This is a genomic window from Microcoleus sp. FACHB-SPT15 (assembly GCF_014849525.1).
GTDB lineage: Bacteria > Cyanobacteriota > Cyanobacteriia > Cyanobacteriales > Coleofasciculaceae > Symplocastrum > Symplocastrum torsivum.
Map to the genome: position 1 here is coordinate 20381 of NZ_JACJNU010000038.1, position 14302 is coordinate 34682.

Annotated in this window: 14 protein-coding genes and 1 pseudogene; 8 read left to right on the forward strand and 7 right to left on the reverse strand. The window is 44.5% G+C overall.

Annotation, left to right across the window (positions count from 1 at the left end):
* Positions 1-25 precede the first annotated feature (25 nt).
* Both H6F98_RS12920 and H6F98_RS12925 read right to left on the reverse strand, forming a co-directional pair.
* Positions 26-1978: an alpha-amylase family glycosyl hydrolase gene (locus H6F98_RS12920; protein ID WP_192219102.1), complete on the reverse strand. Its 1953-nt coding sequence runs from the start codon at positions 1976-1978 to the stop codon at positions 26-28.
* A 478-nt stretch (positions 1979-2456) separates the two neighbouring features.
* Positions 2457-2837 carry a nuclear transport factor 2 family protein gene (locus H6F98_RS12925; RefSeq protein WP_192219103.1) on the reverse strand — a complete coding sequence of 127 codons (381 nt, stop codon included), beginning with the start codon at positions 2835-2837 and terminating at the stop codon, positions 2457-2459.
* Between H6F98_RS12925 and H6F98_RS12930 the strand changes: the two genes are divergently transcribed.
* The 4 genes and pseudogenes from H6F98_RS12930 (at position 2821) to H6F98_RS34450 (ending at position 4676) form a co-directional block, all read left to right on the forward strand.
* Positions 2821-3216, forward strand: coding sequence for a hypothetical protein (locus H6F98_RS12930; RefSeq protein WP_192219104.1), 396 nt, complete (start codon positions 2821-2823; stop codon positions 3214-3216). The two genes, H6F98_RS12925 and H6F98_RS12930, sit on opposite strands and share 17 nt — an antisense overlap.
* 301 nt (positions 3217-3517) lie before the next feature.
* Positions 3518-4408: a transposase gene (locus H6F98_RS12935; RefSeq protein ID WP_313929864.1), complete on the forward strand. Its 891-nt coding sequence runs from the start codon at positions 3518-3520 to the stop codon at positions 4406-4408.
* Positions 4392-4451: pseudogene (locus tag H6F98_RS34445) on the forward strand (hypothetical protein); the annotation flags it as partial. The gene H6F98_RS12935 and the pseudogene H6F98_RS34445, both read left to right, overlap by 17 nt.
* A 36-nt stretch (positions 4452-4487) precedes the next feature.
* A complete protein-coding gene (locus tag H6F98_RS34450) occupies positions 4488-4676 on the forward strand; it encodes a hypothetical protein (RefSeq protein ID WP_313929866.1) in 189 nt (62 codons plus the stop codon).
* Between the two features lie 36 nt (positions 4677-4712).
* On the opposite strand, the gene H6F98_RS12940 is transcribed toward H6F98_RS34450, so the two are convergent.
* Complete coding sequence (locus tag H6F98_RS12940) at positions 4713-5261, reverse strand: pentapeptide repeat-containing protein (RefSeq protein WP_192219105.1); 549 nt, start codon at positions 5259-5261, stop codon at positions 4713-4715.
* A gap of 328 nt (positions 5262-5589) precedes the next feature.
* On the opposite strand from H6F98_RS12940, the gene H6F98_RS12945 reads away from it, so the two are divergent.
* From H6F98_RS12945 to H6F98_RS12960, 4 genes are all read left to right on the forward strand, one after another.
* Positions 5590-7143, forward strand: a complete 1554-nt coding sequence (locus tag H6F98_RS12945; protein ID WP_192219106.1) for a SagB/ThcOx family dehydrogenase — start codon at positions 5590-5592, stop codon at positions 7141-7143.
* A gap of 189 nt (positions 7144-7332) precedes the next feature.
* Positions 7333-7698, forward strand: a complete 366-nt coding sequence (locus H6F98_RS12950; protein ID WP_192219107.1) for a response regulator transcription factor — start codon at positions 7333-7335, stop codon at positions 7696-7698.
* Positions 7699-7713: 15 nt separating this feature from the next.
* Complete coding sequence (locus tag H6F98_RS12955) at positions 7714-8718, forward strand: ribonuclease III domain-containing protein (protein ID WP_242058514.1); 1005 nt, start codon at positions 7714-7716, stop codon at positions 8716-8718.
* Positions 8719-8793: 75 nt separating this feature from the next.
* A complete protein-coding gene (locus H6F98_RS12960; protein ID WP_192219109.1) occupies positions 8794-11232 on the forward strand; it encodes a TIM-barrel domain-containing protein in 2439 nt (812 codons plus the stop codon).
* A gap of 41 nt (positions 11233-11273) precedes the next feature.
* Here the strand turns inward: H6F98_RS12960 and H6F98_RS12965 are convergent, their stop codons facing one another.
* The 4 genes from H6F98_RS12965 to H6F98_RS12980 all read right to left on the reverse strand — a co-directional run bounded on the left by H6F98_RS12965 (position 11274) and on the right by H6F98_RS12980 (position 14239).
* Positions 11274-11447 carry a hypothetical protein gene (locus tag H6F98_RS12965; protein ID WP_192219110.1) on the reverse strand — a complete coding sequence of 58 codons (174 nt, stop codon included), beginning with the start codon at positions 11445-11447 and terminating at the stop codon, positions 11274-11276.
* 584 nt (positions 11448-12031) lie between these two features.
* A complete protein-coding gene (locus H6F98_RS12970; protein WP_192219111.1) occupies positions 12032-12244 on the reverse strand; it encodes a hypothetical protein in 213 nt (70 codons plus the stop codon).
* Positions 12245-12525: 281 nt separating this feature from the next.
* Positions 12526-13203: an ABC transporter permease gene (locus tag H6F98_RS12975; RefSeq protein ID WP_192219112.1), complete on the reverse strand. Its 678-nt coding sequence runs from the start codon at positions 13201-13203 to the stop codon at positions 12526-12528.
* Positions 13204-13273: 70 nt separating this feature from the next.
* Complete coding sequence (locus tag H6F98_RS12980; protein WP_192219113.1) at positions 13274-14239, reverse strand: ATP-binding cassette domain-containing protein; 966 nt, start codon at positions 14237-14239, stop codon at positions 13274-13276.
* Positions 14240-14302: the final 63 nt, after the last annotated feature.

Genomic DNA, 14302 nt, shown 5'->3' on the forward strand with positions numbered 1-14302 from the left:
AACACCTCTACCTTAATCCGAAAGGTCAGGACTCCCGTCCGGACGCCCATTGATCGCGCCATTTTACGGTGCCTTCGCTGGCGATTACCCAACGACGAGCAACCAGATTTTCTCGCAAGGGAGACTGACCTTCGCGCCACATTGCGTATTTATAAGCAATGAGCTTGCCAGCACTTTCATTAAAGGGAATTTCTGCAAACCAGGTGTTGGTGTTGATGAATTCTAGAGGGTACGCCTTCAAGATATCCCAGTTCCCCAATTCTGGACAATCGCCTGTTACGACAACAATTTCACCAGGATTAGTCTGGACACCATTGAGTTGTACCCGGACAATGGTTTGCCCCTTGATTCTCTCAGCAACGTGACTGATTACAATTACTTCCCGTGATTCTAATTGTAGATCATGAAGATGCCCGTCTTTGACTTCAAATTTACGACGGGACAAGACATCTGTATGTTCTCCGTCAGGTAACTCAGTTTCAACCGCCTCAAGCTTCACCGCTTCCCCTCGATTCATCGCCACAAACAGCAGTGAATCCCGGTAACGCCGGATATAACAATAAACATCTGGAGTTAGGTACTTTTGCCACTGACTACCCATTGATACCGCTGGGTTCAATCGCCGCACTCCTGAAAGAAGCCGGATGTCTCGGTAAAGTGGTGTTTCAGTGTCCCAGCTTTCCATCATTGGGCGATTGTAGGGATCGTTATTACCATAAGGGTCACCGTCCCCGTTCGTATCATTATGGAGATACTGCTCTGTGCCGTAGTAGATGCAGGGAATACCGCGAGAGGTCATAATTAATGCGATCGCCAAACGTAAACTCTCCGGGTCAGCATTTAACGTCTGGAAGCGATGCATATCATGATTGTCGATAAACGTAATCAATTCAGTAGCGCTGTTGTATCGAGAATCTTGGTCAAAAACATTTTGAACTAAGTGAAATCCTTCAGAATTTCCTACACCTAACGCCTCTCGAATTGCCATTGCTAGACCAAAGTCAAGAATTGACATCCCAGAGTCATTAGCAAATTCAACCGAACGCTCATTCAAAGGGCTACTATAAATCCATTCTCCGAAGATAAAAACATCTGGTTTATAAGTTTGAATATCAGCCGTAAATTCTTGCCAGAACCAGACAGGCATATGCTTTACCGTATCAACTCGTAAAACATCAACACCTCGATCTAGCCATTGTTTAATCGCTGACTTGATGTACTCTCTATATTCCGTATTATTTTCATTAAACGTGGCGAGTCCTGACAATTCACAGTTTTGTACCTGCCACTCATCTTCCCAGTTAGTGACTTCACCATAGTGATGATACCAGTTATCATTATCATCATTGAAATCGGCAATTTTTACACCGTCGTCATAGAGTTCTCCCTTTTTACCACTAAAATCAGGATTGCTGTGGTTACACACAATATCTAGAATCAGCTTCATATTGCGTTTGTGTAACTCATCAATCAATTTATCGAAAATTGTATTTCTCGATTCTTGGGTTTTATTGAGAGATGGGTTGTCATCCTTGTGAATAAAACGAGGATTTAATCGTTTAAAATCCTTCGTCCAGTAACCATGTATTGCTGCACTGTCAATAAACAAGTCTTCGACTTGCTCAAATAAAGGAGTAAGCCAAATCGCTGTTACACCTAATGTCTTTAAGTAGTCCAATTTGTCAATAATTCCCTGTAAATCCCCGCCCCAGTATTTCCCCCAATCCTTTTTATCTGGATCATAAAGCTCTGGGTTTGGTCCCTCACTATTTTCGGCATCACCATCATTGAATCGATCCACAACAATGAAGTAAAGGGTTTCCTGACGAAATTCGATATCTCTGGTATAGAGAAACTCTAAATCTAAATCAGGTTCTGTTGGAGTTTCTGTTATAAGAGCATCAACTGTCTCGTTAACTTTTGCATCTGACATTTCATACTGAGATGCCGAAGATTGAGAGGGAGGAGTGGACACCATAAGAATTACTTAGATAGTTGTAGAGGTTAGTTCTAGTCTGTGAAAGCTGAGGCAACACGCCTGGATTTGTGAGTTATTCATGCAGACTATTCAAGATTTTACAAAATGTTTTATTTTTTGTATAGATGCTTGCCAAAGCAATGGTTCTTTGTTTAAAGCATTACATTGTTCAGTGAATAATAAATAGTAGATGTTCGGCTTAGGAAATGTTTGCTAGGTAACCAATTTCCTCTTCGTCAAGCTGAGTTAGGTCACCTAAGGTAGAAAATTCTCAAAGCGAATCGCCTATTCTCCATCTATAGATAGACCCTGGATTGAACAGTGTCTAACTTAGAGAAGCAAATTGTGAAGAGAGAGGAGTGCGATCGCATGTTTGTCAAGTAGCTCCTCATCAAGATTGCTTAATTTATAGGAAGTACTACAGCTTTCGCGTCCCTTGAAATGAAGTATTATCTATCCTCCTTCATTTTTAACGTCGTTATAGCTGCGTATCAATATATTCTCGCCAATATTTTATCTTTCCAGCCTCAAGCTCAAAAATAATGGCATCTTCAGCCTGAGATATCTCACCTGATTTTTTATTTTTGTCACTCCAACTCCACTCACCCGCTCCCTTATTTTTATTGGTAATAATTCGTTTTATCGTCACTTTAGTATCTGTAAATTCTGCAAAATACTTCTTGGCTGCGTCTTTAATTTCTTGCTTGCCTCTGAATGTAGAACCAGGTACGACAAACAAACTATCTTCTGCAAAATCAGCAATAATTTTGTCACTGTCAGCAGTTTCCCAAGCCTTAGCTTGCCTTTCTACAAGTTGTTGAACGCTCGGCTGCACAGCTTCAGTGTCTGGTAATGCCATTGTTATTAAAGTATCTGACAAACTAGCAACGGCTGAAGGCAGGATTGTACTAGCATCTATACCAGGAAAGCAACCCAAGCTACAAAGAGTAAGCGTTAGTAAAGCAAGTGCTATCCAGTTGCGGGCTAGTTTGCAGTATTTCTGCATTTTTGCCATGTTGATAGTTTTAAGACTACTGCTTTCGAGTTTATGCGATCGCTCTTTGTCCCTCCGTTACGCAAACCGCAACAACCCGAACTTTAGCCGTCTACTAAACGAACCGCGTAGCCTACTCTACTATCACCTTGCACCTAGAATCCGCCGTTTCGACGACAACGCCACAACAACCTCTGGGGTTAGAGGTTCAAAATACTTGGAACAAAGCTACGCGATCGGTTAGTGAATTTACCAAGAGCCGACGAGAAAGCCCCATTAGTGGCGAGACGGATTGATCGAACCTCCAGGTGAGTACCGTCAATGGCTCAAGTGGGGATGAGAGTCGGGTTAAATTGAATGGCATTGAGCCACTCAATTTAACAAATTACCCATTGCTACAAGCAGGTAAATCACGATAAAATTTTGGAATGCTAGTAATTGAAGCCAAGCTAAAAGGAACCCATAAGCAGTACGGCAAATTGGATGAAGCAATCCGCACCGGACAATTCATCCGAAATAGCTGTCTACGCTACTAGGAAGATAATATTGGGGTCAGTCGTAATGACCTTCAAAAGCTTTGCTCTAAACTAGCTAAGAATAAAGAAACTCCTTGGGCAGGAAAACTCAACTCTCAAGCTCGGCAAGCTCATGCAGATAGAGCCTGGGCAGCAATCTCTAGATTCTACGAAAACTGTAGGCTGGGTAAACCGGGTCTGAAGGGATACCCAAAGTACAAAAAATTCAATCGTTCTCTTGAATATAAAAACACAGGATGGGCGTTATCGGCTGACCGCAAGCAGATAACTTTCACTGATGGATTTAAAGCAGGAACATTTGGACTCTGGAATAAGAGAGATTTAGTTTGGTATTCCGAGAAACAAATCAAGAGAGTAAGGGTAATCCGTCGTGCTGATGGCTACTATGCTCAGTTCTTAATTGATTGGGATAGACAAGAACAGCATGAGTTCAAGGGAGAAATTGCTGGAATAGACCTTGGATTGAAGGATTTCTATACCGATTCCAACGGAGAGACTGTAGAAAATCCTAGATATATCAGGAAGTCTGAAGCCCGTTTAAAAAAGCTTCAACGACGGACTTCTAGAAGACATATCCAGGGGAAGAAGCAGTCTAATAGATACCATAAAGCACGTCAGGCTTTAGCCAATCAACATCTAAAAGTCAGTAGACAGCGTCAAGATAAAGCAATTAAAGATGCTTTAGCGCTAGTTAAGTCGAAAGATTTAATTGTCTATGAAGACTTGAACATTCAAAACATGGTGAAAAACCATCAGCTAGCTAAGTCGATATCTGACGCATCGTGGTATCAATTCACGCAATGGCTTCAATACTTTGCCAAAATATACGGAACTATTGTTGTTGCTGTACCACCGCACAATACAACTGTTGATTGTTCAGTATGTGGAAAAAGTACATAAGACTTTAAGCACTAGAACGCATTCTTGCCATAAGTGCAAAATAGTTCTAGACCGTGATCTGAACGCCGCACGTAACATCTTGGCGAAAGGATTAAAGCTACTAGCTGGATACTTAAACGGTACTGAAGGGCATTCAGGAACCGACCCCAAAAGGGTGAACGCTCAGGGACAGCTTGACCGCTGGATAGCCGATAGAGATATCGACTTTTTAAGTCATCTGGATGAACTGAGAATCAGCAACTCTGCTGAGAATCTGCCTGAGACGTAAGTCACTGGCAGAGTATGTCAACTCATCACCCAGTCTCTACTCCCCAGTTTGAAGATTATCCGTTCGATGCCCATTCGGATAAATCGTTGAACTGTCTAAGTAGGCATTGGAGAAGTCAACATTTTGGGTGCGAAACAGATTACTTCCACTTAACTGAGCTTGGGATAAGTTAGCCCTATCTAGATTTGCTCCACTCAAATCAGCATTACTCAAATTCGCACCACTGAGGTCAGCGTTTCCTAGATCTGCTCCTTGTAAATTGGCATTTTCCAAAATTGCTCCTCGTAAATTGGCACGACGGAGAGTTGCTCTAAATAAATTTGCTTGCCTTAGGTTAGCTTCAGATAAATTGGCTTGGTAAAGCTGAGCATCACTCAACTGAGCTGATTGAAGTTGAGCTTGCTGTAACTCAGCTTGACTCAGATTAGAGTAGGGCAGATAGGTTTTTTGCAGCTTGCTGCCAGTTAGATCAATTCCTTGTAGATTGGCTTCAAACAAGTCAGCCTCGCTGATATCTACTTCACTAAAATCTCGTTTTCCACTGGCATATTGAGCCAATAACTCGGCTCCAGAAATCTTCTTCATCGGTGGCGCTTTTAATCGGGAAGCCTTGACTGGCTTCTTCGGAGGTTATTTCTACTGCAACATCAATATGTATTTATGCTTAGTACTTCCTTAACAGTAGAACACTGTAGCAAAAGACACATTTGTTCTAACTTTTTTTTAATCTTTGCGAAGATTTGCTAAAACTTTCCTGTATACCTTGACGAAATGCGCTGTATTATGCATATAACTTCAATTGGTTACAGACCTCCGTGATCGTTTTCTGCTGCGCTTCATCAAATTGATATAACAAGTCCAGCGCCGTGAAATGTCAAGATGAAAAGCAAAGCTCCAAATATATAAAAACACTATGTCAGAACGGCGAGTATCAATTGCTCAGCACTACCACGAGCGCACCAAATACGATCCAGAGACGATCGCATCTAAAAACAAACAACTAGACTGGGAAAATCAGCCTGTCCCTTATAAAGAATACAAAGTCGGTACCACCTTTGACCTAAAACCCTACCTAAAGGAAGACTATGAAGCTTATATCGATGAACCGGGTAAAACTTGGCGGCGGCTGTCGCAACTACTTCTTCATAGCTATGGTTTGACAGCAAGGATGCCGACACTCAATGGTCCACCCCTCTATCTCCGAGCGGCACCCTCTGCGGGTGGGTTGTATCCAGCCGAGATTTATTTAGTCTCCCGTGGCACTCCTATATTACCAACCGGACTTTACAACTATCAGTGTCGTAGCCACTCTCTGATTCATTTTTGGGAGAGTGAGGTTTGGGCAGTTCTGCAAGATGCTTGTTTCTGGCATCCAGTCTTGGGAAGCACTGACTTGGCGATTGTAATTACAGCCGTTTTTCATCGTTCAGCTTGGCGTTATGAGGATCGAGCCTATCGGCGGATTTTCCTGGATACAGGTCATTTACTGGGCAACATTGAGCTAGCTTGTTCGCTCACCGCTTACCGTCCTCACCTAGTAGGTGGTTTTTCGGATGAGACGGTGAATAATTTACTGTATCTTGACCCGGATGCTGAAGGAACGATTGCGATTATACCTTTAGCCGATCAGCTCAATCCCCGCCAAAACTTACCACCAGCCCCAACTGTTTTGCCCTCTTCAACTCAAATAAGCTACCCAAATATTCCTGAGGGAGAACTACTGGGCTACTTGCATCGGGCTACACAAATCGAGGATACCAGGAATTGGAACCTCGACAAGGATGACTCAAACACGAATGCAGAGAAACAATTAGAAGATAAATACAACTTTCCCTTCTGCACTAAAGTCTCAACCGCGACAAAACCTATAGATTGGCAAAGTGAAGACTTACCCCTACAAGCCCTGTCGAACACGATTCTCCAGCGACGCTCCACCCGTGCTTACAACGGAGCTAATTTGACACTAGACGAACTGAACGCTGTACTAGATTTTACCTACCAACCGCAGCACTCCTTTGCACAAGGACTTGATAGTTCACCCGATTATTTTGATCTGAACTTAATTGAAACCTTTGTCGCGGTTTCTGGAGTCACTAACTTAGAGGAAGGTTGTTACTATTACGCGCCAAAAGCCCAGGAGTTGCGGCAGATTCGATTTAAAAATTTCCGGAGAGAGTTGCACTACCTGTGTTTAGGGCAAGAGTTAGGACGAGATGCGGCGGCAGTGGTGTTTCACACGGCTGATTTAGAGAAAGCTGTGACAAAAGTTGGCGATCGCGCTTATCGTTATCTACACATGGATGCTGGTCATCTGGGGCAACGAATGAATTTAGCCGCAATCTATCTAGGTTTAGGGGTAAGCGGTATTGCGGGTTTCTTTGATGACCAAGTGAATGAAGTCTTAGGCATCCCAACGGATGAGGCTGTTCTATATATCACTACTTTGGGGCGTCCAAGACGGCTTTAGTTTAGCCATCTACCGACAAAACTTACCAATTTGCGAGAACATAAGAAACGTTGTCAAGGGCACTTTTAACTGGTAATTCGGGCTAAAGCAGATTTAGCTCTCGTTGCAGTCAGTTAAAAAAAACCATTGGTCTCGCAGAAAATCATCATTTCTCATTAACATTTAATAAAGCAATCTAGGTGGGTATTTATGGGCACAGTTCTGGTGGTGGAGGATAGTCTGACTCAAAGGGAGATGATTTCATCACTTCTCAAAGGAAGTGGACTAAGCGTAATTGTTGCGAGTGATGGCGTTGAAGCACTAGAGCAAATTCAATCATCTTGTCCTGATCTCGTTGTCCTAGACATCATCATGCCCCGGATGAATGGCTATGAAGTCTGCCGTCGGCTCAAAGCCAATTCCCAAACCCAGAACTTAGCAGTAGTCATGTGTTCAGCCAAGAAGGAAGAATTTGATCGCTATTGGGGTATCAAGCAAGGTGCTGATGCCTATGTGACTAAGCCATTCCACCCGCAAGAACTAGTTGGTACAGTTAAACAACTCCTACGAGGCTAAAACGGCAATAGGCTGTTGCAAGAAAGCGCTTATCACCAAGTTACCAATTACCCCAACATGGAATGGAATTCTGAGCCAGTCGAAGCCAAAATCGGCATCAACTTCAAGAATAGCGAAATCCTTTACCTTGCCCTCAGTCATCGTTCCTATGCTCAGCAAATTAGCGAACCAGACAACAACAATGAGCGTCTGGAATTTTTAGGTGAAGCAATTCTAAACGTTGTTGCGGCTGACTACTTATATCATCACTGTCCTTATCTAGAAGTTGGTAACCTTTCAGCGCTGCGTGACAAGCTGCTGGAAAGAGAAAGGCTGACGAAGCTTTGGTTCCAACTGGGTTTAGGGGAAGCTTATCCATTTTTGGGCTTAGCAGAACAACGACATCGCCTCCGGCAGCAACCGAACAATCCTTTCGAGAGTGGTTTTGAGGCTCTAGTTGGCGCGATTCACCTAGATCGTGGTTTCTCGCAAACTCGTAACTGGTTGGTTAAGAACCTAATTGCTCCGTTGCTAGAGCGTCACCTCAAAGACTTGAAGGAGCGTCCCTCACCAAATAAGCAGCTAAAATTTCTGGGTGATGCGCTCCTAAAAGCGATCGCATCTGATTACCTATATCGCAACTTACCTTATGTGAGTGAACGTCAACTTATACAGTTATATAAGGAAATTGTCAGTAATGAACGGCAGAGTGAGTATCTTAGTCAACTCACGCCGGAAGATTTGGCAGGGTTCAATCTGGAGCAAGACATTATTCGCGTTAAGTCATTCAAGGTATTGTTAGGAGCGATTTATGTTGAGTGCAACACTTTGGAGGAGAGGCGTGGTTTCTCAAAAACTAGTGAGTGGTTCTCGAAATGCTTTATTGATGACGATGAAATTTTAAGAAAAGCGATCGCATTATTACTAGAAGACGGTAAACCTCAAAAATGGATTATCCGTCATGTAATGGGTTACGAAAGCAAGGATTACAACGAAGGAAGAGACCGCTTTAATGCCGTAATCGAAGGGCAAAAGACATAACGCTTAAGGGTTAGAGAGAACGTCAATTGGTAATCTGGACGTGTAGAGCCTTTTCAGTTTATCGGGAGTGCATCTGTGACTTATCAGCTTGTTGGCGAGCGCATCTTGTGTGGGGGCGCATGCTTTAGCGCTTTGAGCAACGGCTTAGTTCGCCTTGAGTGGTCAGCCAAGGGTCAATTTGAAGATAATCCCACAGTAACTGTCCTGACGCGACCGGAAGCGATACCCTTTACCAACGTCACCCTGACAGACGAGGGAGTGCTGCACCTGCATACCGAGTTGATGCAAATCGTCTATCAGCTAAGTGATGAACCCTTCAACGATGCAAACCTGCAAATCCACTGGACTTGTGGAACCGAGTCGGGCACTTGGACACCCTCAACAGTTGATGATGAAAACCTCGGTGGAACTGTAGCAAGCCTCGACCTCATCCACCGCAACTTTCAACCCCAAGGTGTTCATCCCGCTTCGGTTTCTCAAAAGTATCCCTATACAAATGAATGGCTCTACACTCCTTTAAAAGCAGCCCATCGGCATTTACGCGATCGCGGTGAAACGACCCGGTTTGAAGAACCGCCCCTTTGGTACCTCGATGCTTACCGTCATGCTGACCTTCCTGACTCTGTCCAAGAGTGCTTGAAACAATGGCATCACTTCCCTCCAGGAGTGCTTAGCCTCAGTGGTTATAGCATTCTTGATGATTCAACCAGCGCCACAATTAAGGATAGCTGGCTTGCCCAACGTTCCGACCCTGATTGTCAAGATTGGTACTTCTTTGCCTACGGTCGAGACTACCCACAGGCACTTTCTAACTTTGTACAACTGTATGGGCGTATTCCCATGCTGCCGCGTTGGGCGTTTGGTGTCTGGTTCTCGCTCTATGACCAAATGCACGATGACGATTACCGCCAACTCGTTAAGCACTTTGATGAACTAGAACTACCCCTAGATGTCTTAGTTCTCGATGTCGATTGGCACCTTTCCGGTTGGTGTGGTTGGGACTGGAATCACGATTTTTTCCCTAATCCAAGAGCCTTTCTTGAGTGGGCGCATGGTACAGGCTTGCATATTGGTGCTAATGTCCACGTTGAAGGCGTATCACCCACAGAAAGCCAGTTTCAATCTCTGTGTGAACGCCGAGGGCTTGACCCTGCCGAAGTTAGAGCGGGTAAGGTATTCGCCCTGAAGAACCCGACGGCTGGCTGGTTTTTTGAGTCTTGGCAACCTGACGACCAACAACCCAATAATCCAATTAATGCTGATTCTGAAGAAGGGTGGCTGCTGTTCAATCTAGCGTCTCAATCTGAGGCAGATTTGTTCATGCAGGTGTTGCACAGTCCTCGCGAAGAGGATGGTATCGACTTTTGGTGGATTGATGGCGCAAATGCACCTTACCCAGGTATCAACTCCCAGTTGTGGACAAACCACGTTTATTTCACCCACTTAGAAGCGCAGCACAATCGTCGCCCTCTGATTCTCTCCCGTACAGGTGGCATTGGTTCACATCGCTATCCCGTACAGTTCTCGGCTGATACCTACTCACACTGGGAAGTCCTCCGGTTCCTGGTAGATTTCACAACAAGAGCAGGCAATGTCGGGGTAAATTATTGGTCGCATGACTTAGGGGGATTCTTCGGTCATGTCCCTGGTGTTCCAATTATTGACCCAGAATTATTTGTGCGTTGGGTACAATTTGGCTGCTTTTGTCCGATTGTCCGGCTACATTCCGATCATGGTCGGCGTGAGCCTTGGAACTACGGACGCTGGGTGCAGGATGCTGTGCGTAAGGCGTTGCAGCTACGGCTCCAACTTGTACCCTATCTGTATCACTTCAGCCGAGTTAGCTATGATACCGGGCTTCCCTTATGCCGTCCTCTGTATCTTGCGTATCCTGAGGACAAAGAAGCCTACCAAGTGCCAACACAGTTTTTACTGGGTGAACAATTACTTGTCGCTCCTGTGGTTGAGGCAGGAGGCTACCGCTCAGTTTACTTACCTGCTGGAGGTTGGTGGGAGCGTTCTACGGGTAACTATTATTCAGAATCTCAGCCTTTGAACTTGTACGCACCTCTCGATCAGGTGCCAGTATTTGTCCGTGCTGGAGCCATTCTGCCACTAGCGGAAGTTTCCCGCCGAGTGGGAACTGCCCCCCCAACGACTCTCATCCTGGAAGTGTATGCAGGAGCAGATGGGAAACTTGACTTTTATGAGGATGACGGTGAAAGTGCAACCTACCGCACTGATGCGGGTAGCCGCCGCCTATTTACGCAACGTTGTGAAGGCGATCGCTTTTTTCTCACTTGTGAGCCAGTCCGAGGTAGCTACCAGGGAATGCCAGATGAGCGAAGTTTCCAAATTCTTTGGAGGGGATTAGTTACAGGGAGTCACGTTGAGGTAACTGGTGTGACAATTAGTGAGCAGCAGTGGCTAGGGGAAGTTTTGTCACTAACTCTCATCACGGTACCCCAAACCGCTTCTTGGCAGATTGTGGTGACACCTCAAGCAGTTATGTAGCAATTACTCCAAAAGTTTTTCTATTTTTGGCTTGCTGCCTGTCACTCGCCTGTTGTCAGTTGTTCTTTGCTGCTATCCATATCATAGGGTTGCTTAAAAACCGAATCCGGGTCGTTATCAGGTTCGTTATTCGTATCAGGTTTTGGTTGGTTCTCCTTGGTAGAAAAACCAATGAGTACGGAAAGACCAAGAATAACAATTGCGACGATTTCCATTTTTGAGTTTTGATGATTAGTACTTCAACAGTGGTAAGACTTGGGCAAGCCAGAGAAACGTCAATAAGTAACGCTAAGATTAGCGAATACTTGCCAAGTATTAGGTTTAGTCCAAGTCTTAAAAAGCTTCTGAAGGGAGAAAAACAAAAGGAGAGTAGGTGAACGTTAATTGTCAACTCACTCTGCTACTAACTACATAGACTGTACACCTTTTCTGGGAAATACAACAACTCTTCTAGTTCTACTGAGGTTTTATTTAAAATTAATTAAACATATTTTTATTGGGAACAATCAATAGTGCTGAAGAGTCAGTATGTAAGGCTAGAACATCAGTCTAGGAATTTTTACTCAGTTATTTCTTATATTTAAGTAGATTTAGTGATTAAGACGCAATTCCCTACAGCTCAATTGCTACTAACAGTAATATCAAGTCGCTGTATAACTACATTACATATAACAGAGGCACGACATTTCGTGCCCTGGTTTGCGAGGATAAAGCTAAACAGCAAAATACTAATGCTATCAGCCCAACCTTGCTTATTGACTTTTAATTCTAGTTCTAGCTCAATTTAAACCCAAGAAAGCTAAGCCATTTGCTGCTTTGTCTTATTAGCGTAAGCGGCTCTTTTCCTATCCCTTAAGCGTAAGAGCAATTTTAATGTCTCTTCCTTCGAGAGGTCGTGGGAATCAGCTACTTGTAGAATGCTAGCGACTTCCTCTTGAGTTAATGCATCTGGATTGTGTTTATGGCGTATAGGAAATAGGTTTCCATCGTCATGGTCTTCAATCTCTTTCATCTTTTCCACCCAACTCCTTATATTTAAATGATAAGGAATTCTTATGGTGTTAGGAGTTACACTATGCAACTAGCGCAAATGACTATCAGTTATGCATATTTTTTGAGTAATTCTTACTGTTAATAGAGTTTTTGAGTGGACAATCTACGAACTGGCACAAGTAGCTTTTGTCCCACGTTAATACTCAACCCTTCAGCAACACGATCGCATCCACTCAGCCAAACTGGGCGATCGCATTTTTATCGGGGTTGGCATTCGAGAGAGTGCGATCGCTCTTGCGATCAAACTACAGGCGAACCCTGTACAGTAACTCGACTCTTCCGACGAGACGCTTGTTGAATTTTTCTCGCTGGACTAGACAGCCACGCTAATCCCAGCAGAATTCCATTAATTGCAAACGCTAACACAGCCACCGCGATCGCACCTGCCCAAATCTTGTCTGGGCGCCCTTGGGAAACGCCATCAAATAGCAGCACTCCCAATCCACCCGCCCCAAACTTAGCTCCAATTGCAGCAATTGCGATCGCCACAATCGTTGCTAGACGCACTCCGGCTAAACAAATTGGTAAAATCAGTGGTACCTGTACCCGCCACCAGCGTTGCCAGGGATTCATCCCCACACCGCGTGCTGCTTCGATGACGGCGGGTTGAACTGATTGCAGTCCTACTGAGAAGTTCCTCACCAAAATCACTTGGGTATAGATAATCATCGCAACAACCACTGACTGGCGATTCAACCCAAAAAGTGGCACCAGTAAGATAATGAGCGCCAGACTCGGTATTGTATAGAGCGTTCCGAGGACACCGAGGACTGGCACATTCAGCCAACGGTAACGAGTAACCAGCAATGCTAAGGGTAATGCGATCGCGACAGAAATCAGCACCGCTAAACCCGTCATCTGTAGATGTTCCAGCAGATAACCAAAAACAGTTCCAGGATTTTTAAAGATGTAGCCCATGCCAATTTCTCGTTGCTGGTTGAAGGTTTGGGTTTATCTCAGCGCATCAATCCCAAGGACTAAAAACCCCTTAAACACCTGCGCCCATACTCGCAGAATCACGAATATGTTCCAGGGTAAGGACACCGACAGCATTACCCCCATCCAGTACAGTGAGTTTCTGGGCACCCGTTCGCAGTAGAAGCGAGAGGGCTTGACGTAAATTATCATGTCGTGCGATCGTATGCTCACTTTGAGGCTGGTGGTTTTGAGGCACATCAATCATTGCTGTCTCAACGCGCAGCAAACTCAACTGACGCACCATATCATCCGCCCCCACCAGTTCATGCACAAAAGCATTGGCTGGTCGCGTCAAGATGTTAAATGGCGTATCAAACTGCACAATCTGACCTTTTTGCAAAATCATGATTTTGTCAGCCAGACGTAGCGCTTCCTCAACATCATGGGAAACAAACAGAATTGTTTTCTTGAGTTGACGCTGAAGACGCAAAATCTCATTTTGTAGAGTCTCACGAGTAATCGCATCAATTGCCCCAAATGGCTCATCCATCAACATCACCTTTGGGTCACCTGCCAAGGCGCGTGCCAAACCAACTCGCTGCTGCTGACCACCAGATAGTTGGGACGGGTAACGGTTACGGTAGTCTTGAGGTGGTAGCTCAATTAATGTCAGCAACTCATCAATTCGAGGTTGGTATTGTGTCCTAGACCAACCCAAAAGCTTCGGCACTACAGCAATATTCTCAGCAACAGTCATGTGAGGAAATAATCCTGATTGCTGAATCACGTAGCCAATCTGTTGGCGTAACTTCGTAACTTTCATCTTGCGGATGTCTGTCCCGTCAAGGTAAATCGTCCCTGAGGTTGGCTCATACAAACGATTGACCATTTTGAGAAGTGTTGTTTTCCCACACCCGGATGGCCCTAGAATTACGACCAATTCACCAGCTTCAACTTCACAAGTACAGCCATTAACCGCCGGATGGGACGCACCCGGAAATTTTAGGAACACTTCCTCAAAACGTATTGCACTCACTCGTTTTTCCTCAGCAGGTAAGAGTTATTTGTTGTTTGTTATTTGTCGTTTGTCGTCTGTCTA

Excerpts from the sequence above, each read along its gene's own strand:
- H6F98_RS12950 (WP_192219107.1), top strand. The coding sequence starts at position 7,333 with ATGGGCACAGTTCTGGTGGTGGAGGATAGTCTGACTCAAAGGGAGATG.
- H6F98_RS12965 (WP_192219110.1), bottom strand. The coding sequence starts at position 11,447 with ATGGAAATCGTCGCAATTGTTATTCTTGGTCTTTCCGTACTCATTGGT.
- H6F98_RS12970 (WP_192219111.1), bottom strand. The coding sequence starts at position 12,244 with ATGAAAGAGATTGAAGACCATGACGATGGAAACCTATTTCCTATACGC.
- H6F98_RS12925 (WP_192219103.1), bottom strand. The coding sequence starts at position 2,837 with ATGGCATTACCAGACACTGAAGCTGTGCAGCCGAGCGTTCAACAACTT.
- H6F98_RS12945 (WP_192219106.1), top strand. The coding sequence starts at position 5,590 with ATGTCAGAACGGCGAGTATCAATTGCTCAGCACTACCACGAGCGCACC.
- H6F98_RS12975 (WP_192219112.1), bottom strand. The coding sequence starts at position 13,203 with ATGGGCTACATCTTTAAAAATCCTGGAACTGTTTTTGGTTATCTGCTG.
- H6F98_RS12920 (WP_192219102.1), bottom strand. The coding sequence starts at position 1,978 with ATGGTGTCCACTCCTCCCTCTCAATCTTCGGCATCTCAGTATGAAATG.
- H6F98_RS12940 (WP_192219105.1), bottom strand. The coding sequence starts at position 5,261 with ATGAAGAAGATTTCTGGAGCCGAGTTATTGGCTCAATATGCCAGTGGA.